Raw genomic sequence first — 18759 nt, 5'->3', positions numbered from 1 at the left:
AACTGAAAAAGTACAGGACACTTGATATGGCTATTCATGTAAAAAATAACATTCACTGGGTTGGGCAACGTGACTGGGAAGTGCGCGACTTCCACGGCACGGAATACAAAACGCTGAAAGGCAGTAGCTACAACAGCTACCTGATCCGCGAAGGCAAAAATGTGCTGATCGATACCGTTGATCACAAATTCAGCCGTGAGTTTGTGCAGAACCTGAGTGCAGAGATCGATCTGCAATGTATCGACTACATCGTGATTAACCATGCCGAAGAAGATCACGCCGGTGCGCTGACCGAGCTGATGTCGCACATCCCGAATAAGCCGATCTACTGCACAGCGAATGCCATCGACTCGATCACCGGCCATCACCACCACCCGGAGTGGAACTTTAATGTCGTGAAAACCGGCGATACGCTGGATATCGGCAATGGCAAACAGCTTATCTTCGTTGAAACGCCAATGCTGCACTGGCCGGACAGCATGATGACCTACCTGACCGGCGACGCCGTACTGTTCAGTAATGACGCTTTTGGTCAGCACTACTGCGACGAACGTCTGTTTAATGATGAAGTGGATCAGTCGGAGCTGTTCGAACAGTGCCAGCGCTACTATGCGAATATCCTGACGCCGTTCAGCCGTCTGGTGACGCCGAAAATCACCGAAATTCTCGGCTTTAATCTGCCCGTGGATATGATTGCCACCTCGCACGGCGTGGTGTGGCGCGATAACCCGACACAAATTGTCGAGCTGTACCTGAAATGGGCGGCCGATTATCAGGAAGATCGTATCACTATTTTCTACGACACCATGTCCAACAACACCCGTATGATGGCCGACGCTATTGCACAAGGCATTAACGAAGTCGACCCACGCGTGGCGGTGAAAATTTTTAACGTCGCCCGCAGCGATAAAAACGACATTCTGACCAATGTTTTCCGCTCGAAAGGCGTGCTGGTTGGTACCTCAACCATGAATAACGTAATGATGCCGAAAATCGCCGGACTGGTCGAAGAGGTAACCGGTCTGCGTTTTCGCAACAAACGCGCCAGCGCCTTTGGCTCCCACGGCTGGAGCGGCGGCGCGGTAGACCGCCTTTCCACCCGCTTGCAGGATGCCGGGTTTGAGATGTCGATGAGCCTGAAAGCCAAATGGCGGCCGGATATCGACGCGCTGGAAATATGCCGCCAGCACGGGCGCGATATCGCTCGTCAGTGGGCGCTGTCACCATTACCGGAAGCGGAAAAACCGGCCTCCACAACGGATCAGGAAACCTGCGCCTGTGCCGCCGCAGCCGCTGCGGAACTCGGCCCGCGCATGCAGTGCAGCGTCTGCCAGTGGATCTACGATCCAGAAAAAGGCGAGCCGATGCAGGATGTTGCGCCAGGTACACCGTGGCGCGAGGTACCAGATAACTTCCTCTGCCCGGAATGTTCTTTAGGCAAAGAGGTGTTTGACGAACTGGCGACGGAGGCAAAATGAGCACAGGCATTGTGATTATTGGTTCGGGTTTTGCCGCCCGGACGCTGGTGAAAAATATCCGCAAACTCGACAGCGGTGTGCCGCTGACGCTGATTGCAGGCGACAGCATCGACGAGTACAACAAACCGGATCTCAGCCATGTCATCAGCGAAGCGCAAAGTGCCGATGATTTGCTGCGCCAATCAGCGGGAGAATTTGCCGAGCAGTTTACTTTGCGGCTGTTCCCGCATACGGTTATCACCACCATTGATGCTGAAGCGCAGATGGTGAAAAGCGTCGATAAACAGTGGCAGTACGACAAACTGGTGCTGGCGACAGGGGCAAAAGCCTTCGTTCCGCCGCTGCCGGGGTGCGAGCATATGCTGACGCTCAACAGCCTGCAAGAATATCGCGCCTGCGAAAGCCGGCTGCGCGATGCTGCCAGCGTGCTAATTGTCGGTGCCGGGCTGATTGGCTGCGAGCTGGCAATGGATTTTCGTCGCACCGGGAAAACCGTCACCCTGCTGGATAACGCCGCCAGTATCCTGCCTTCCTTAATGCCGCCGGAAGTCAGCAGCCGCCTGCAACACAGCCTGACGTCGCTGGGCGTGCGCCTGCTGCTCTCCTCCCGTTTGCAGCAACTGACCGCCAGCGCGAACGGCATTTGTGCGCAGCTTGATGACGAACGCCGCATAGAGGCGGATGTGGTGATTGCCGCCACGGGCCTGTCGCCGGAAGTGTCACTGGCACAAGCCGCTGGAGTGGAAACCCGGCGTGGGATCGTGGTAAATGCGGCGCTGCAAACCAGCAACCCGCAGATCTATGCGCTCGGCGACTGTGCCGAAATCAACGGTAAGGTACTGCCTTTCCTGCAACCCGCCCAGCTCAGCGCCATTACGCTTGCGAAAAACCTGCTCGGCAACAGTGCGCAACTGGCGCTGCCTGCAATGTTGGTGAAGGTAAAAACGCCGCTGATGCCGCTGCACCTGGCCGGAGAAACCAGCCGCCGCGACCTGAACTGGCAGATTACGACTCATCCCCAGGGTATGGTGGCAAAAGGGCTCGATGCCGATGAGAAACTGCGCGCCTTCGTGGTTAGCGAAGAGCGTATGAAAGAGGCCTTCGCACTGCTTAAAGTGCTGGCGCTATAGTCCGCGCAGCGGCAACCAGCCCCTGGCCGAAGGCAATTCCGCCATCTCCGGCCGGGAGCTGGTGTGGAAAGAGTAAAGTGAAATCAGAAAGCCTGGCTTGCAGGCGCGCCTTCAGCAGACGGTTATGCAGTACGCCGCCGCTAAATACCAGCGTCTGAATACCGCGCCGCTCTGCCTGTTCGCGGGCAAGGCTTGCCAGCCCTTGCGCCAGCGCGTCGTGAAATGCCCACGCACGCTGTGCGGATGATGCCTGCCAGCCCAGCCATTGCCGCCAGAAGGTGGCAAGATCAAGCTGGTTTCCGCGTAGCGGCAACGTGACAGGGTGATCCACCGCAGAGACGGACGCCGCCAGCGCTTCAAGCTGGCAGGCAGCTTCGCCTTCATAACTCAGTTGCAGCGGCGCACAGCCCAACGCGCAAGCCACTGCATCAAATAAACGTCCACAGGAAGAGGCCTGCGGCGCGTTGATGCCGCGCTCAATGGCGCGCGCCAGCAGTGGCCAGTTCTGTTGCCGGAGGAGAGCCGTTTCCGAATAATCTTGCCACTCAGGCACAAACGACAGCATCTGCGCCAGCAGGTTGCGCCACGGCTGCCGAGCAGCCAGATCGCCGCCGGGTAACGCCACCGCCGGTAAGCCGCCAAGGTGCTCGCATTCGCGATAATTGACGCGCAAGCATTCGCCGCCCCACAGCGCACCGTCCTCCCCCATGCCAATACCGTCCAGCGTCAGCGCAATCACATCGCCGCCGTCGAGCGGCCAGCGGTGCTCGCCGAGACACGCTGCGGCATGCGCATGGTGATGCAGTACCGTTTGCAGTGGCAATCCGCTGCAATTAGCCCACTGACTGGTGCGATAGCCAGGATGCGCATCGATTACCAGTTGCTGCGGAGTGAAGTCGTAAATTGATTGCATCAGGCGCAGCGCGTTGCGCCACTGTGTTTCCACACCTTCATCGGCGAGATCGCCAAAGTGCTGACCCGGCACCGCAGCCTCACCGCGCAGCAGGCAAAAGGTGTTTTTCATATCCGCGCCAAGGCACAGCAGCGGCGGTATGGCATTGAACCCTTCCGGCAGGCTCAGCGCATCCGGCACGTAGCCGCGCGAGCGGCGCAGCATTTCGCCGTTTGCCCGCAGCACGGAGTCATCCATGCGCTGCACAATGTCGCGATTGTGCAGTAAAAACCCACTGGCAATTCCCGCCAGATCGGCCAGCGCCTGTTCATTCGTGAGGGCGGGCGGTTTGCCGCTAAGATTGCCGGAGGTCATCACCAGCGGGCGCTGCAAACCCTGCGCCAGCAGATGCTGCAACGGATTAGACGGTAACATAACGCCCACTTCATCCAGGCCTGGCGCCACGGCATCGCATAAACCGTCAACGGTGGATTTCGCTACCAGCACAATCGGCGCGGCTGGTGTGGCAAGTAAACGCTGCGCATTGTCAGGTAACCCTGCATCATCCGGCAGCATCACCGCCAGCGGTTTCGCCGGGCGATTTTTACAGGCGCGCAGATGCTGCACCGCCGCCTGGTTATGCGCATCGCAGGCAAGGTGAAAACCGCCCACGCCTTTGACCGCCACCACGCCGCCGCTTTTCAGCAGTGAAATCGCGGCCTGCAATGCCGCTTCGCCAGTGGTTTGCCAGACATCGCTGCGCCACTCAAGCTGCGGGCCGCACTGCGGGCAGGCGACGGGCTGAGCATGGAAACGGCGATCGAAGGGGCTGCGATACTCAGCTTCGCAGGCCGCACAGAGCGGGAACGCCGCCATCACCGTATAAGGCCGGTCGTAAGGCATGGCGTGAATAATGGTAAAGCGCGGCCCGCAGTGGGTACAGTTGATAAACGGATAACGGTAGCGGCGCTCGCGGGGATCGTTCATCTCCGCAAGGCAGTCGGGGCACGTCGCCGCATCAGGAACTATTTGCGTATTCATGGCACCACCCGCGCTCTGGCGGATGGTGAAATCTTGTGGCGGCGATGGCCAGTGGAACGGTGAACTGACGACGCGATCGATGCGCGCCAGCGGCGGGCAGTGTTGCTGCAACAGGGTGACGAAATCACCGGCATCGCCAAGCAGGCGAACTTCGACACCCTGTGCGTCATTACAGACATCGCCTTTGCAACGGTGCTGCTGCGCCAGTTGCCAGACAAAGGGGCGAAAACCTACCCCCTGAACTTTACCGTATACGCGTAAGCAAACACCGTTGCTGGTTGTCATCGCATCACTGCATCGCCGCGTTGAGCAAACGATTCTTCATCTGTTGATAAGTGCTCTGAGTGTACTCCTCGGCCCAGCGCTGATCGTTGATCGCACTCACTCGAACGGCGCAGTATTTGGTTTCCGGCGTTTTGGATATGGGATCCAGATTATCCTGTGTCAGTTCGTTACAGGCGCCAATCCACCACTGGTAAGTCATATATACGCTGCCGTTGTTGATGCGTTCGTTGACATCCGCGCGGGTGATCACTTTGCCCCGGCGTGATTCCACCCACACCAGTTGTCGGTCTTTCACACCCAGCGCTTCGGCGTCGGCCGGGTTGATCTGCACAAAGCCCGGTTCATCGGCAAGGGTTTGCAATGCGGCACAGTTGCCGGTCATCGAACGGCAACTGTAGTGGCCCACTTCACGCACGGTACAGAGCACCAGCGGGAACTCCTCATCCGGGCGCTCTGCGGGCGCGCGCCACGGCGCGGCGAAAAGATGGCCTTTGCCGTCTGGGGTATCGAACTTATTGTTCTGATACAGATATGGCGTACCAGGATGATCGAGGGTCGGGCACGGCCACTGAACGTGTCCCATGTCACCCATTTTCTCATAGGTGACGCCGTAGAACAGCGGGCACAACTCGCGCAGTTCGTCCCAGATCTGCTGGTTGTTGTCATAGTGCATTGGGTACCCCATCTCGGTAGCGATCAGACTGATGATCTCCCAGTCACGTTTGACGTTGTACTTCGGTTCAATCGCTTTTTCGAAACGCTGGAAGCCGCGATCGGCGCAGGTAAAGACGCCACCGTGTTCGCCCCAGGAGGTGGCGGGCAGCAGCACATCGGCTTGTTCGGCAGTTTTAGTCATAAAGATGTCCTGCACCACCACAAAATCGAGTGCTTCGAAACCTTTACGCACCAGCCCGAGATCTGCTTCGGTCTGCAACGGATCTTCGCCCATGATGTAATAGGCTTTCACCTTACCTTCCAGCGCCAGGTGAGGCACTTCGGTAATGCGGACGCCGACTTTGTCATCCATCACTGCCGGATCGATACCCCAGGCTTTGGCAAATTTTGCCCGCACCTGCGGATTCACTACATCCTGATAGCCAGGGAACTGGTTGGGGATCACGCCCATATCGCACGCGCCCTGCACGTTATTCTGGCCACGCACCGGGCCGACACCAACATTTTCACGCCCAAGATTCCCGGTCAGCAGCGCAAGGCTGGATAGCCCTTTCACCACATCCACTGCCTGGCCGAACTGCGTCACGCCCATGCCCCACATAATGGTGGCCGATGGCGCTGCCGCGTAAGTGCGCATCGCCTGGCGAACCTGTTTTGCCGGAACGCCGGTCAGATGCTCTACCGCTTCCGGCGCATAGTCTTTAACCATTTCACGATAGGCATCCAGCCCGGTGGTAAAGCTGGCGACATAATCTTTGTCGTACAGATCTTCTTCCAGCAGCACGTAGCCGAAAGCGTTGACCAGCGCCATATTGCAACCGTTTTTGAGTTGCAGATGCTGATCGGCGATACGCGCGGTCTCAATGCGGCGCGGATCGCAAACAATGATTTTGGCCCCTTTCTGTTTGGCTTTGATCACCCGGCGCGCGACGATAGGGTGCGAATCGGCACAGTTATAGCCAAAGACCAACAGACAACTGGAGTTTTCGATATCGCCGATAGAATTACTCATCGCACCGTTGCCAAGGGTTTCCTGCAAACCTGCTACCGACGGGCCGTGGCAGACGCGGGCGCAACAGTCGACATTATTGGTGTTGAGCACACCACGGGCGAATTTCTGCATCACATAGTTGGTTTCATTGCCTGTACCGCGAGATGAACCGGTGGTCATAATGGCGCGTGGGCCATATTTGGCTTTGATTTCACTGAGGCGCTTCGCGGTATAGCGGATCGCTTCATCCCAGCTAACGGGGGTCAATTTGCCGCCTTTTTCGTAACGGATCATTGGCTGAGTAAGACGCGGCGTCAGCAGTTTGGTGTCGTTAAGAAAATCCCAGCCGTAGTAGCCTTTCAGGCAGAGTTCATTCTGGTTGGTGTGGCCGTTGGCCGCTTCAGCGCGGATGATTTTTCCGTCGTCGACAACCAGTTTCAGTTTGCAGCCCGCGCCGCAGTATGGGCATACACTTGTGATTTTTTTCATCAGTAACAGACCTGTTAAAAGTGAAAGTCAGATTGTTTAGAACACCAGAGAAGCAGCGCTATCCAGTGCGGCGCGACGACGTTTCTCCGCGCTCATTTGTTCCAGTAAATTGCGATCGACACAAACCAGCGCTTTCGTCGGACACGCCTGTATACAGGCAGGGCCGCTTTCGCTGTGGTGGCACAAATCGCATTTGTTGGCTTCGGCTTTTTCTGCCCGAACATTCAGCCCTGCGCCGCTATGGCGAATCACCGGACGCACAACCACTTCCATCGCGCCGTACGGGCAGGCCACGACACAGGTTTTACAGCCAATGCAGCGTTCCTGCATCACATGCACGAACCCTTCGTCACGGCTAATGGCACCGTTCGGGCAAACATTAGCGCACGGTGCGTCTTCGCACTGACGACAGAGTGTCGCTGTCGAGACATTCACACCTTTGACGACATGGATACGCGGTAAAAAGCTCTCAGGAGTGAGCGCGGCGCAGTCCTGGTTTTCCTGATGAGACACCACGCAGGCGACCTCGCAGGTGCGGCAGCCAATGCATTTTGCAGCGTCCGCCATGATAAATCGGTTCATTATCTTCTCCGGCAATGTGCTTTATCCCGCCGGAATATTCATAAAACGTGCCAGTTTTTAATTAATTGTTATGTAAGGAAATTTAAAGAAGCATTCGCTAAGGATGGCTGTCATCGACACTTCTGTCGATGACAGATGTCGAGGTCAGGCGTGCGGGCCGGAAATCAGTGAGTCACGTAACATTAATTCGCCGGGAAAGGTTTGCTGAGAAGTAAAGTCACCGCCATCGAGCATAAAGATTAAGCGGTTAATCGTCTCTTTGATCATTTCGGTGACCGGTATTTTCACGCTGGAAAGCGCCGGAACGATAAATGGTGCCATCGCAATATCATCGAAGCCAATTACCGAAACCTGCTGCGGTACATTTATTTTACTGTCGTGTAACTGTTTAATTGCGCCAATCGCCATGTCGTCATTACTGGCCACCAGCGCACTAAATTCAACGTTCCGGGATAAGAGTGTCTGTACGCTCTGCGCGCCGCTAACTGGCGTCCACTTCCCTTCAACAATCAATTCATTACGTAGTGCAATGCCCTGCTGTGTTAGCGCATCTTTATAACCAGATAAACGTTCAATACCAGTAGGAGAGTCGAGCGAACCTGTAATAAAAGCAATATCACGGTGACCACGGGAAATTAATTGTGACACCGCGTTAAAACTTGAGGCTTTTTGATCGGAATAAACGCAGTGGCTACTGTTTTTACGTAAACGACGGTTGAGCACCATTATTGGCTGCGAATGACTGTCGATAATTTCATCCATTTCATCGACACTCAAAAAACGCGGATAAATAATGATCGCATCACAGCGTAAATCGAGCAGATATTGAATCGCCTGACGCTCCTCTTCCGCACTGTGTTTTCCGTCGGCCAGCAATAACTGGCGGCCTTTGTCTTCGGTCATTCGGGCGGCGTGGAACAGCAATTCGCTAAAATAGACGCCGTGGTAAAGGGTGTTGGTTACCACCAGCCCCAGCGTCTGGGTTTTACTGCTCGCCAGGCTACGGGCCAGTAAATTCGGGCGATAGCCACTCTCGGCAATGGCCTGAAAAACGCGGTCTTTCGTCTCTTCACTGACATATCCTTTGCCCGTCAGGACGCGGGAAACCGTCGCTTTCGACACACCTGCCCGCTTCGCCACTTCCAGCATTGTCGCCATCTTTTCCCCCTGAAAATATGATGAGCCGAAGTGTACTTCAGGCGTTGCGTTTAATGGAACTCTTTACGCCACACAACGCTTTCACCACTCGCTGCTCTAAGTGATCGTTGTCACGATTTAAAAAAATGGCGCTTTTAAGTCCTTGTTAACCGCAAATATACCATTCATGATTTTGTGGAACCGGTTACCTATGTCATATTTCACAGCCGCCAGTTATGACGGTGAGCCAGTACCTTATTGATAAAACAGGATAATAACTCCATGGCTAAGAATTATGCGGCGCTGGCCCACTCAGTGGTCGATGCGCTGGGCGGCGCGGAAAATATCACGGCCGTCACGCACTGCATGACGCGCCTGCGCTTTGTGGTGAAAGATGAGACGCGCATCGACAGCCCAACGCTGAAAAACATCAGCGGCGTAATGGGCGTGGTGCGTAACGACAAACAGTGCCAGGTGATTATCGGCAATACCGTCTCCCAGGCCTTCCGCGAAGTGGTCAATCTGCTGCCACAAAACATGCAACCAGTTGAAGAACCCAGCAAGCAAAAACTGACGCTGAAGCGCATTGGCGCGGGCATTCTCGATGCGCTGATCGGTACCATGTCGCCGCTGATCCCGGCGATCATCGGCGGCTCAATGGTGAAATTGCTGGCGATGGTGCTGGAGATGTCCGGCGCGCTGCCGAAAGGCTCCTCCACGCTGACCATTTTGACGGTGATCGGCGATGGTGCCTTCTTCTTCCTGCCGCTGATGGTTGCGGCCTCGGCGGCAGTGAAATTCAAAACCAATATGTCGCTGGCGATTGCCATTGCGGGCGTGCTGGTGCATCCGAGCTTTATTGAACTGATGGCGAAAGCCGCGCAGGGCGAGCACGTTGAGTTCGCGCTGGTACCAGTAACGGCAGTGAAATACACCTACACGGTGATCCCGGCGCTGGTGATGACCTGGTGCCTGTCTTATATCGAGCGCTGGGTCGATCGCATCACCCCGGCGGTAACGAAAAACTTCCTTAAACCGATGCTGATTGTGCTGATTGCCGCGCCGCTGGCAATTGTGCTGATTGGCCCGCTGGGCATCTGGATCGGTAGTGCTATCTCTACGCTGGTGTATACCATTCACGGTTACCTGGGCTGGCTTTCCGTCGCCATCATGGGCGCACTGTGGCCGTTGCTGGTCATGACCGGGATGCATCGCGTCTTTACGCCGACCATCATTCAGACCATTGCCGAAACCGGCAAAGAGGGCATGGTAATGCCGTCTGAAATTGGCGCGAACCTGTCGCTTGGTGGCTCTTCGCTCGCCGTAGCGTGGAAAACGAAAAACCCGGAACTGCGCCAGACGGCAATGGCGGCAGCAGCTTCCGCCATTCTGGCGGGGATTTCCGAACCGGCGCTTTACGGTGTGGCCCTTCGCCTGAAACGTCCGCTGATCGCCAGCCTGATTAGCGGCTTTATCTGCGGCGCAGTCGCCGGTATTGCCGGGCTGGCCAGCCACTCGATGGCCGCGCCGGGCTTATTTACCAGCGTGCAGTTCTTCGACCCGGCCAATCCGATGTCCATCGTCTGGGTGTTTGGTGTGATGGCACTAGCCGTGGTGCTGTCGTTTGTGCTGACTTTACTGTTGGGATTTGAAGATATTCCGGTGGAAACCGCGAGCAAACCGCAGGCAGCACAACCGGTTAATGTTGAAGAAGCACGCGCCTGATTAACGAAAAAGAGGTTACGCATGTCAGTATTTCCGCAAGGATTTTTATGGGGCGGCGCACTTGCCGCTAACCAGTCGGAAGGGGGTTATCTGGAGGGCGGTAAGGGGCTGACCACCGTCGATATGATCCCGCACGGCGTCAACCGCCTGCCAGTGAAGCTGGGCCAGGAAAAGCGCTTTCAACTGCGTGATGATGAGTATTACCCGAGCCATCAGGCGATCGATTTTTACCATCGTTATAAAGAAGATATTGCACTGATGGCAGAGATGGGCTTTACGGTATTCCGTACCTCTATCGCGTGGAGCCGTTTATACCCGAAAGGCGATGAGCTAACGCCGAACCCGGATGGTATCGCCTTCTATCGTGCGGTATTTGAAGAGTGTAAGAAGTACAATATCGAGCCGCTGGTGACGCTTTGCCACTTTGATGTGCCGATGCATCTGGTGATTGAGTACGGCTCCTGGCGCAACCGTAAGATGGTGGAGTTTTTCACCCGCTACGCGCGCACCTGCTTTGAGGCGTTCGATGGGCTGGTGAAATACTGGCTGACCTTCAACGAGATCAACATCATGCTACACAGCCCGTTCTCCGGCGCGGGTCTGGTGTTCGAAGAGGGTGAAAATCAGGATCAGGTGAAGTACCAGGCCGCGCATCATGAGCTGATTGCCAGCGCGCTGGCGACCAAAATCGCTCATGACGTGAACCCACAAAACCAGGTGGGCTGCATGCTGGCAGGCGGTAATTTCTACCCTTACTCCTGCAAACCGGCCGATGTGTGGACCGCGCTGGAAAAAGATCGCGAAAACCTGTTTTTTATTGATGTACAGGCGCGAGGCAGCTACCCGGCCTACTCTGCGCGCGTGTTCCGCGAAAAAGGCGTCAGCATTGCCAAAGAAGCGGGCGATGACGAAATTCTCAAGAATACAGTCGATTTTGTCTCCTTCAGCTACTACGCCTCACGCTGCGCCTCGGCGGATATGAACGCCAACAACACCAGCGCTGCCAATATCGTGAAATCTCTGCGTAACCCACATATTGAAGTGAGCGAATGGGGTTGGGGCATCGATCCGCTGGGTCTGCGCATCACCATGAACATGATGTACGACCGTTACCAGAAACCGCTGTTCCTGGTAGAAAACGGCCTCGGCGCGAAAGATGAGTTCAATGCCGATGGCGAAATTACCGACGATTACCGCATCAGCTATTTGCGCGAGCATATTCGCGCAATGGGCGACGCCATCGAAGACGGCATTCCGGTTATCGGTTACACCACCTGGGGTTGTATCGATCTGGTGGCTGCGTCCACCGGCGAGATGAGCAAACGCTACGGTTTTGTCTATGTCGATCGTGACGATACAGGCAATGGCACGCTGGCGCGCAGCCGGAAAAAATCGTTCTGGTGGTATAAAAAAGTGATCGCCAGCAATGGTGAGAATCTTGACTAAATCTGTCACATAACCGGCCTGCGGATTATACAAGCCCGATAAGCACATCGCCATCGGGCTGCCCATCCGGCGTAGACGTTACGCGCCAATGCCGTTGAGTTTTGCCAACGTTTCCGGCGGCAGCACGAGGTTCGCGCTCGCCATGTTTTCCTGTAAATGCTGCGGCGATGACGTGCCGGGGATCAGCAGGATATTCGGCGAACGCTGCAACAGCCACGCCAGCGCTACCTGCATCGGCGTTGCATTAAGCGTCTGAGCTACTTCGTTCAGCTCACCAGATTGCAACGGCGTAAAACCACCTAGCGGGAAGAATGGCACGAACGCAATACCCTGGGCGTTCAGGCTATCCACCAGCGCATCATCGTGACGGTTCGCCACGTTATACAGATTCTGTACGCAGATAATGGGTGTCATTTTCTGCGCGTCGGCAACCTGTTTCGCCGTGACATTGCTCAACCCGATATGGCGGATTAGCCCACGCTCTTTCAGTTTGATCAACGTCTCAAGCGGCGCTTCCAACGGCCCCTCTTCCGGCCCGTGCACACCAAACATCGAACGCAGGTTGACTACTTCCATCGTCTCCAGCCCGAGATGACGCAGGTTATCTTCCACCGCGCGGGTCAGTTCTTCGGCGCTGAATGCAGGCAGCCAGTTGGCTTTATCATCACGACGCGCGCCGACTTTGGTGACGATACATAAATCGTCCGGATAAGGATGCAGCGCCTGTTTAATCAATTTATTAGTGACATACGGACCATAAAAATCACTGGTGTCGATATGATTCACCCCGGCAGCGATGGCATCGCGTAATACCGCCAGCGCCTTTGCTTCGTCCGCAGGTGGGCCAAACACGCCAGGACCAGCCAGTTGCATCGCACCGTAACCCAGACGACCAACCAGACGATCGCCAAGACGATATGTAAGCGTGGATTGAGACATGAAAAACCTCCTGTGCATTAAGTAAGCTGATTGTAGGAGCTGTACGACTGTGCAACAATCCAGCAAAATTAATACACCGTGTACGATTAACCGAACAATGAAGCTGGATTTCTCTCTGTTAAATGACATTGTCGCGGTCGCCAATGCCGGAGGCTTCCGTGAGGCCGCCCGCGTGACTGGCTCAAATCCCTCGCGCCTGAGCGACGCGGTGCGCCGCGCCGAACAGCAACTCGGCGTACGGCTGTTTAACCGCACCACCCGCACCGTGGTACTGACCGAGGCAGGCAGAGCGCTAATGGAGCGCCTGCAACCGGCAATGAGCGAAGTGGATGCCGCGCTGGACGCTATCAACCGCTATCGCACCACGCCGAGTGGCACGCTGCGTTTGAATGTCCCGGTCAGCGCGGCACGGCTGGTTCTGCCCGCCATCGTCCCCTCTTTTCTGGCGCAATATCCGGACATTCGGCTGGAGATCGTCGCCGAAAGCAACGTGCAGGATGTGTTTCGCGACAATTGTGATGCGGGGATCCGTTACGATGAAAGCCTGGAACAGGATATGATCGCGTTGCCCATCGGCCCGCGCCGTCAGCGGTTTGCCGCCGCAGCGGCACCGACTTATTTGCAGCGTTACGGCCTGCCGCAGCATCCGCGCGATCTGATTAGCCACAACTGCATTCGCGGGCGCTACGCCAGTGGCGTAATGCCGGAGTGGGAATTTACCCGCGAAGGCGAAACCCTGCGCATTCAGGTGAATGGTTCACTGGTGGTCAGCGTCGGCAGCGCGATAGATCTGGCGGTGCAGGCGGCGATTGCCGGTAGCGGCATCATTTATTTGTTTGAAGAGTGGCTGCGCCCGTCGTTAGAAAATGGCGCACTGACGCCGTTGCTGGAACCCTGGTGGCAATCATTTAGCGGCCCGTGGCTCTATTACAATTCCCGACGTTTAATTCCTGCGCCGTTACAGGCGTTTATCGATTTTATCCGCGCCCAGGGGCAAGCCACGGATATATAACGCAATGATGGGAAGATCTGTCTACACTTGAGAAAACAGAAAAAATCGAGGGTGTCCCATGATCTTCCCGGCCATGCCAGTCAACGAAAATGAGCGGCTTAAGTCACTGTACATGATGGACCTTTTGGATAAAAAGGATGATGAACGTTTTGACCGACTCACCAGGATGGCGAAGACCACCTTTGATGTCCCCATCGCGGTGATAAGCCTGCTCGATCGCGATCGTCAGTGGCTGCTGTCGCGTAGCGGCATCGATACCCACGAAACGCCGCGCAATCTGTCATTCTGTGCGCATGCAATCCTCGAAGAGGGCGTGTTTATTGTCAAAGATACCCTTGCCGATCCACGCTTTGCCGAAAACCCGTTTGTTACTGGCGAGCCGTGGGTGCGCTTTTACGCGGGTTGCCCGGTGCGGCTGCCAGACGGTGCAATTGCCGGAACCATCTGCATAATCGATACCTATCCGCGCCCGTTTTCCAGTGCGGAGATCAACACCCTGCTCGATTTCGCCGCCATTGTGGAAGATGAGTTTCTGATCCTCAGCATGGCAATGTCCGATTTGCTGACAGGCATGCCTAACAGCCGTGGCTTTTACCGCTCCGGCGAGAAACGTTTTGCCTGGCTCAAAGAGCATAAAAAAGATCTCAGCCTGCTCTATTTCACCATCGATAACCTGAAATCGATTAATGAATTACTGGGGAATAAAGAGGGTGACGAAGTGGTAAAAACCTTCGCCAGCGCTCTGACAAAATGCCTGAAAGATCAGGATATCGCCGCCCGGCTTGGCGGCGGTGAGTTTGCGGTGTTACTGGCGAACACGCCGACTCACAGTGCGGATGCATTTCTCTTCGATCTGCAATCACGCATCGATGCCGTCGAGCGTCTTTCCGGCAAGAATTATCACATCAACTACTCGCACGGCATTATTGAAAACGGCGGCGATAAGTACACCACGCTGCGCGGTATGCTGGAAGATTGCGATAAGGTGATGTACTCGGAAAAACGCCGTCGTTAATGCAGCGCCGGAGCCCCGATGCTGCTTACAGCGGATCGAATCCGCCGTTGCCTTCCCAGCCTGCCAACCGCTGGTAAATGGTCTCCACCGCCGCGTTAACCGGTGGCGTCATCGGGTAATAAAAACCGACAATATCTGGCTGAATGCCGAGAAAAATCACCTCGCCAATATCTTCTTTCAACTGATCGATCAGGTAGTTGAGCGGCATATTGTGGGTGGTCATCAGGAACATTTCCGCAATGTCATCGGGATCGACAATGCGGATCTCGCCGGGGTTCAGCCCCATATCGGTAGCATCCACAATCAGCAACCGCGTCGGGCGCAGCTCGCGGATCGCCACAACGTCATTTTCCGGTGCGCTGCCGCCGTCGATCACGCGCCAGTTTCCCTGCGGATTTTCCGCGCACATCTGCGCCAGCAACGGGCCTGCGCCATCGTCGCCCATCATGCTGTTGCCCACGCACAGCAGTACATCAGTCACGTAATCTCCTTACCATCAAATAGATAGCGCTTTCCTGGTGGATGTCGTGCAACATCGACAGCAGCGCCCTGCTCCAGGCCTGCTGCTGTTCATTCTGCCCGGCCAGCGCCCGGTCAAACGCGTTAGCCAGCATCATTACGTGCGTGCTGTCGATAACAATTTCGCCGTAACGCGGCACGCCTTCCATTTTCCGCCGCGCTTCACTGCCGCTCTCCAGCGTGCCGATCCACGCCAGATAAGCCTCCCACGGGCAAGAAAGCGCCGTTTCCAGGCAGTCGATCACACCAAGATGGTGACCAATCGCCAGAGAGTAATAGACCACCTGCTGCGCCTGCGGCGGCGTGGCATCGTTCTCATCGACAAATTTCCGCCGCAACTGGCTAAAGGCCACCGTCTCGCTCATCAGATTTTCGCCTCCTGCACCACCTGATTAAGGTGGCTGACAATTTCAGCCAGACGCGGATCGTTCTCCTGCGCTAACCAACGCGCCACTTCATGCTCGCCGATGCTGCGTAAACGCAGGTAATCATCGGCAATCTGGCGACCATAGCGGTAACCTGCAAGGCGGCGCGCGGTACGATCCACTTTTACCCGCAGCGGTTGTACCATAGTCGGATGCAGGATCTCTGCTGGTTGATCGTCCTGTTCGCCAGGCAGACGGGCGTGAATTTTCTGCTCCAGCAACCCCAGCGCCATGGCAAAACCGTACAGCGTAGCGGCAGGCGTCGGCGGGCAGCCGGGAATATACACATCCACCGGAACGATTTTATCCGTGCCGCCCCAGACACAGTACAGGTCGTGGAAGATACCACCGCTGTTACCGCATGCGCCGTAGGAGATACAGATTTTGGGATCCGGCGCAGATTGCCAGGCGCGCAGCGCCGGTGAACGCATCGCACGGGTAACGGCACCAGTAAACAGCAGAATGTCGGCGTGGCGCGGCGAAGGCACAACTTTGATACCGAAGCGTTCAGCATCGAACAGCGGCGAAAGCGTAGCAAAAATCTCAATTTCACAGCCATTGCAGCCGCCACAATCCACACGATAAACGTAAGCGGAGCGTTTGATTTTATTCAGCAACGAGGCTTTCATGCTGGCGATGGACTCCTCCACCGTCATCGGCACCGGAATACCGTCCGCATCACGCGGACCTACTAGCTGGCTCATTAGCTGGCCTCTCTCATATGGCGGGTCAATTCGACGCGTTCGGACGACACCAGGCATTTCTGGCGTTTGCAATCCGGGCAGGTCTCAAAGCTGGCGCGGTGCTGCTCAGCGCGGGTATCACCGTTATGTGCCAGCAACGCAATGGCGTAATCGATCTCTTTCTGCACCGCGAAAGGCCGAGCACACTCGCGACACTGGCACAGCCCGTAGCGCGACTGTTGCAGAAAATCGGCTTTGCTCCACACCGCCAGTTCATACTCTTGAGAGAGCGTAATCGCCGCTGTCGGGCACACTTCTTCGCAGCGGGCGCAGAAAATGCAGCGCCCGAGATTAAACTGCCAGGCCAGTTCGCCAGTCGCGAGATCGGTTTCTACCGTTAGCGCATTCGACGGGCAAGCATTGACGCACGCCGCACAGCCAATGCACTGCTGCGGATTGTGCTGCGGTTTGCCACGGAAGTTTTTATCCACCGGCATCGGCGCAAGCGGATACGCACTGGTTGCCGTCCCGGTTTTGATCACTTTTTTAATAAAGGTAAACATCGCTCGCGTTCTCCCACTATTTCAACGGCGAGTTTTTACGCTCGATCCCGTAACGCTCCAGCTCTTTGTACGGCACGACCTTACTTTTCTTCTTGCGCACATCCACGACCGTCATGCGGTCGGTGCAGGAGTAGCAAGGATCAAGGCTGCCAATAATCAGCGGCGCATCGGAAACGGTGTTGCCACGCAGCATATGACGCAGCGTTGGCCAGTTGGCGTAGGTAGCCGCACGGCAGCGCCAGCGATAGAGCTTCTGGTTGTCGCCGGTCATACTCCAGTGAATATCATCTCCGCGCGGCGCTTCGGCAAAACCAAGAGCAAAGCGGTGCGGGATATAGGTAAAGCCTTCAACCATCAGCGGGCCGCCGGGTAGGTTGTCCAGACCAAAATCGATCATGTTCAGTGCCGTCAGCACTTCGTTGATGCGCACTTTCAGGCGGGAAATTACATCGCAGCCCTGCTCGCTGTGCACCGTCATCGGCAACAGACCGTAACCGGCAAACGGATGATCGGCGCGGGTATCACGGGCGTGGCCGCTGGCACGCACCATTGGGCCGACGTTGCTGAAATCGCGGGCAATTTGCGGATCAAGACGACCAATGCCGACGGTGCGCTGCTCGATATTCGGCGTGCTCATCAACACATCGACCAGCTCCATCACATCACGGCGCATCTGCTGCGCCAATGCGCGCGTCTGCACCATATCGTCTTTCAGCATGTCGCGGCGAATGCCGCCAATCAGGTTCATACCGTAGGTTTTACGCGCACCAGTGAGAATTTCCGCCATTTTCATCGACGCTTCACGCACGCGGAAAAACTGCATAAACCCGGAATCAAAACCGACAAAGTGGCAAGCCAGACCGAGGTTTAACAGGTGAGAGTGCAGGCGTTCCACTTCCAGCAGAATGGCGCGGATCATCTGCGCGCGTTCCGGCACCACAATGCCCATCGCGTTTTCTACCGAGCTGGTGTAGGCGGTACTGTGGGCAAACCCACAGATGCCGCACACGCGATCCGAGAGAAAGGTGACTTCGTTGTAACCCATGCGGGTTTCTGCCAGTTTCTCCATCCCACGATGCACATAAAACATGCGGTAATCAGCATCGACAATGTTCTCGCCATCGACAAACAGGCGGAAATGGCCCGGTTCATCCGACGTAACGTGCAGCGGGCCAATCGGCACCACGTTGTTTTTCTTATCGCCGAGCTCGTTGATGAATTGATAAGTTTCCGCATCGGTAGTCGGTGCGGGGCGCTGGCGATAATCCATGCTGTCTTTACGCAGCGGATAGAGTTCATCCGGCCAGTCATCTGGCAGTACCAGGCGGCGCTCATCCGGTAAACCGACCGGCACCAGGCCATACATATCGCGCACTTCGCGCTCGCCCCACACGGCCGCAGGCACGCTCGGCGTCACGGACGGATACTCCGGTTTCAGCGCATCGACTTCAACGCGCACAGTTATCCAGCACTTGACGCCTTGCTCCATCGACAGTACGTAGTAAACGGCAAAGTGGCCATTCAGCTTGCGTTCGTCGTTACCAAACAGCACCGATAACCAGCCTCCGTGCTGATAGTAGAGAAATGCCACCACTTCCGGCAGGTAGTTCACTTTCACGGTAATGGTGATTTGGTCTTTGGTCTGCCACGCTTCATCCAGCACCACGCCGGGAAATTTCTCGTGCAGGGCAGCCAGATAGTGTTGACCGATTTTTTCTTCAGACATGCATAC

At 56.0% G+C, this 18759-nt stretch carries 16 protein-coding genes; 6 read left to right on the top strand and 10 right to left on the bottom strand.

Translation table 11 applies throughout. The features are described 5' to 3' along the window. The first annotated feature begins 26 nt into the window (after window positions 1–26). Window positions 27–1478 (top strand): anaerobic nitric oxide reductase flavorubredoxin, encoded by a 1452-nt coding sequence (gene norV / locus GA0061070_RS06060; RefSeq protein WP_090134540.1) that lies wholly within the window; start codon window positions 27–29, stop codon window positions 1476–1478. Continuing rightward, window positions 1475–2608, top strand: coding sequence for an NADH:flavorubredoxin reductase NorW (gene norW, locus GA0061070_RS06055; protein ID WP_090134538.1), 1134 nt, complete (start codon window positions 1475–1477; stop codon window positions 2606–2608). Before norV ends, norW begins: the two co-directional genes overlap by 4 nt. Here the strand turns inward: norW and hypF are convergent. From hypF to GA0061070_RS06035, 4 genes are all read right to left on the bottom strand, one after another. Beyond that, window positions 2589–4826, bottom strand: coding sequence for a carbamoyltransferase HypF (hypF, locus tag GA0061070_RS06050; RefSeq protein ID WP_090134536.1), 2238 nt, complete (start codon window positions 4824–4826; stop codon window positions 2589–2591). The genes norW and hypF overlap by 20 nt on opposite strands. A 4-nt stretch (window positions 4827–4830) precedes the next feature. After that, the gene (gene fdhF / locus GA0061070_RS06045) at window positions 4831–6981 is read right to left on the bottom strand and encodes a formate dehydrogenase subunit alpha (RefSeq protein ID WP_090134534.1); all 2151 of its coding nucleotides are present in this window, start codon (window positions 6979–6981) and stop codon (window positions 4831–4833) included. A 36-nt stretch (window positions 6982–7017) separates the two neighbouring features. Further along, on the bottom strand, window positions 7018–7563 hold the full coding sequence (hydN, locus tag GA0061070_RS06040) for an electron transport protein HydN (protein ID WP_090134532.1): 546 nt from the start codon (window positions 7561–7563) through the stop codon (window positions 7018–7020). 144 nt (window positions 7564–7707) lie between these two features. After that, a complete protein-coding gene (locus GA0061070_RS06035; RefSeq protein WP_090134530.1) occupies window positions 7708–8721 on the bottom strand; it encodes a LacI family DNA-binding transcriptional regulator in 1014 nt (337 codons plus the stop codon). A 261-nt stretch (window positions 8722–8982) separates the two neighbouring features. Here GA0061070_RS06035 and ascF point away from each other — a divergent pair, with 261 nt between their 5' ends. Together ascF and GA0061070_RS06025 are read left to right on the top strand one after the other, a co-directional pair. Then, window positions 8983–10425: a PTS cellobiose/arbutin/salicin transporter subunit IIBC gene (gene ascF, locus GA0061070_RS06030; RefSeq protein ID WP_090134529.1), complete on the top strand. Its 1443-nt coding sequence runs from the start codon at window positions 8983–8985 to the stop codon at window positions 10423–10425. A gap of 21 nt (window positions 10426–10446) precedes the next feature. Then, on the top strand, window positions 10447–11871 hold the full coding sequence (locus GA0061070_RS06025; protein ID WP_090134528.1) for a 6-phospho-beta-glucosidase: 1425 nt from the start codon (window positions 10447–10449) through the stop codon (window positions 11869–11871). 78 nt (window positions 11872–11949) lie between these two features. On the opposite strand, the gene GA0061070_RS06020 is transcribed toward GA0061070_RS06025, so the two are convergent. Beyond that, the gene (locus GA0061070_RS06020) at window positions 11950–12810 is read right to left on the bottom strand and encodes an aldo/keto reductase family oxidoreductase (RefSeq protein ID WP_090134526.1); all 861 of its coding nucleotides are present in this window, start codon (window positions 12808–12810) and stop codon (window positions 11950–11952) included. Between the two features lie 97 nt (window positions 12811–12907). Between GA0061070_RS06020 and GA0061070_RS06015 the strand changes: the two genes are divergently transcribed. Continuing rightward, complete coding sequence (locus GA0061070_RS06015; protein WP_090134524.1) at window positions 12908–13822, top strand: LysR substrate-binding domain-containing protein; 915 nt, start codon at window positions 12908–12910, stop codon at window positions 13820–13822. Between the two features lie 58 nt (window positions 13823–13880). Then, complete coding sequence (locus tag GA0061070_RS06010) at window positions 13881–14837, top strand: GGDEF domain-containing protein (RefSeq protein WP_090134523.1); 957 nt, start codon at window positions 13881–13883, stop codon at window positions 14835–14837. 25 nt (window positions 14838–14862) lie between these two features. On the opposite strand, the gene hycI is transcribed toward GA0061070_RS06010, so the two are convergent. The 5 genes from hycI to GA0061070_RS05985 are packed head-to-tail and all read right to left on the bottom strand — an operon-like array spanning window position 14863 to window position 18753. Beyond that, window positions 14863–15318 (bottom strand): hydrogenase maturation peptidase HycI, encoded by a 456-nt coding sequence (gene hycI / locus GA0061070_RS06005; protein WP_090134521.1) that lies wholly within the window; start codon window positions 15316–15318, stop codon window positions 14863–14865. Then, on the bottom strand, window positions 15311–15721 hold the full coding sequence (locus GA0061070_RS06000; RefSeq protein WP_007370516.1) for a formate hydrogenlyase maturation HycH family protein: 411 nt from the start codon (window positions 15719–15721) through the stop codon (window positions 15311–15313). Before GA0061070_RS06000 ends, hycI begins: the two co-directional genes overlap by 8 nt. Next, window positions 15721–16485, bottom strand: coding sequence for an NADH-quinone oxidoreductase subunit B family protein (locus tag GA0061070_RS05995; RefSeq protein ID WP_090134519.1), 765 nt, complete (start codon window positions 16483–16485; stop codon window positions 15721–15723). Before GA0061070_RS05995 ends, GA0061070_RS06000 begins: the two co-directional genes overlap by 1 nt. Continuing rightward, window positions 16485–17027, bottom strand: a complete 543-nt coding sequence (locus GA0061070_RS05990; RefSeq protein WP_090134517.1) for a formate hydrogenlyase complex iron-sulfur subunit — start codon at window positions 17025–17027, stop codon at window positions 16485–16487. The genes GA0061070_RS05995 and GA0061070_RS05990 overlap by 1 nt, the downstream gene beginning before the upstream one ends. Before the next feature lie 16 nt (window positions 17028–17043). Beyond that, window positions 17044–18753, bottom strand: coding sequence for a hydrogenase large subunit (locus GA0061070_RS05985; protein WP_090134515.1), 1710 nt, complete (start codon window positions 18751–18753; stop codon window positions 17044–17046). Between the last annotated feature and the right edge of the window lie 6 nt (window positions 18754–18759).

Source organism: Kosakonia oryziphila, assembly GCF_900094795.1.
Taxonomy (GTDB): Bacteria; Pseudomonadota; Gammaproteobacteria; order Enterobacterales; family Enterobacteriaceae; genus Kosakonia; species Kosakonia oryziphila.
Note: the sequence above shows the minus strand (reverse complement) of the source record. Positions and strands in the feature narration are given on the sequence as shown.

Excerpts from the sequence above, each read along its gene's own strand:
- GA0061070_RS05990 (WP_090134517.1), bottom strand. The coding sequence starts at position 17,027 with ATGTTTACCTTTATTAAAAAAGTGATCAAAACCGGGACGGCAACCAGT.
- GA0061070_RS06015 (WP_090134524.1), top strand. The coding sequence starts at position 12,908 with ATGAAGCTGGATTTCTCTCTGTTAAATGACATTGTCGCGGTCGCCAAT.
- ascF (WP_090134529.1), top strand. The coding sequence starts at position 8,983 with ATGGCTAAGAATTATGCGGCGCTGGCCCACTCAGTGGTCGATGCGCTG.
- fdhF (WP_090134534.1), bottom strand. The coding sequence starts at position 6,981 with ATGAAAAAAATCACAAGTGTATGCCCATACTGCGGCGCGGGCTGCAAA.
- hypF (WP_090134536.1), bottom strand. The coding sequence starts at position 4,826 with ATGACAACCAGCAACGGTGTTTGCTTACGCGTATACGGTAAAGTTCAG.
- GA0061070_RS05985 (WP_090134515.1), bottom strand. The coding sequence starts at position 18,753 with ATGTCTGAAGAAAAAATCGGTCAACACTATCTGGCTGCCCTGCACGAG.
- norW (WP_090134538.1), top strand. The coding sequence starts at position 1,475 with ATGAGCACAGGCATTGTGATTATTGGTTCGGGTTTTGCCGCCCGGACG.
- GA0061070_RS06000 (WP_007370516.1), bottom strand. The coding sequence starts at position 15,721 with ATGAGCGAGACGGTGGCCTTTAGCCAGTTGCGGCGGAAATTTGTCGAT.
- GA0061070_RS06010 (WP_090134523.1), top strand. The coding sequence starts at position 13,881 with ATGATCTTCCCGGCCATGCCAGTCAACGAAAATGAGCGGCTTAAGTCA.
- GA0061070_RS06025 (WP_090134528.1), top strand. The coding sequence starts at position 10,447 with ATGTCAGTATTTCCGCAAGGATTTTTATGGGGCGGCGCACTTGCCGCT.
- hydN (WP_090134532.1), bottom strand. The coding sequence starts at position 7,563 with ATGAACCGATTTATCATGGCGGACGCTGCAAAATGCATTGGCTGCCGC.
- GA0061070_RS06020 (WP_090134526.1), bottom strand. The coding sequence starts at position 12,810 with ATGTCTCAATCCACGCTTACATATCGTCTTGGCGATCGTCTGGTTGGT.
- GA0061070_RS05995 (WP_090134519.1), bottom strand. The coding sequence starts at position 16,485 with ATGAGCCAGCTAGTAGGTCCGCGTGATGCGGACGGTATTCCGGTGCCG.
- norV (WP_090134540.1), top strand. The coding sequence starts at position 27 with ATGGCTATTCATGTAAAAAATAACATTCACTGGGTTGGGCAACGTGAC.
- GA0061070_RS06035 (WP_090134530.1), bottom strand. The coding sequence starts at position 8,721 with ATGGCGACAATGCTGGAAGTGGCGAAGCGGGCAGGTGTGTCGAAAGCG.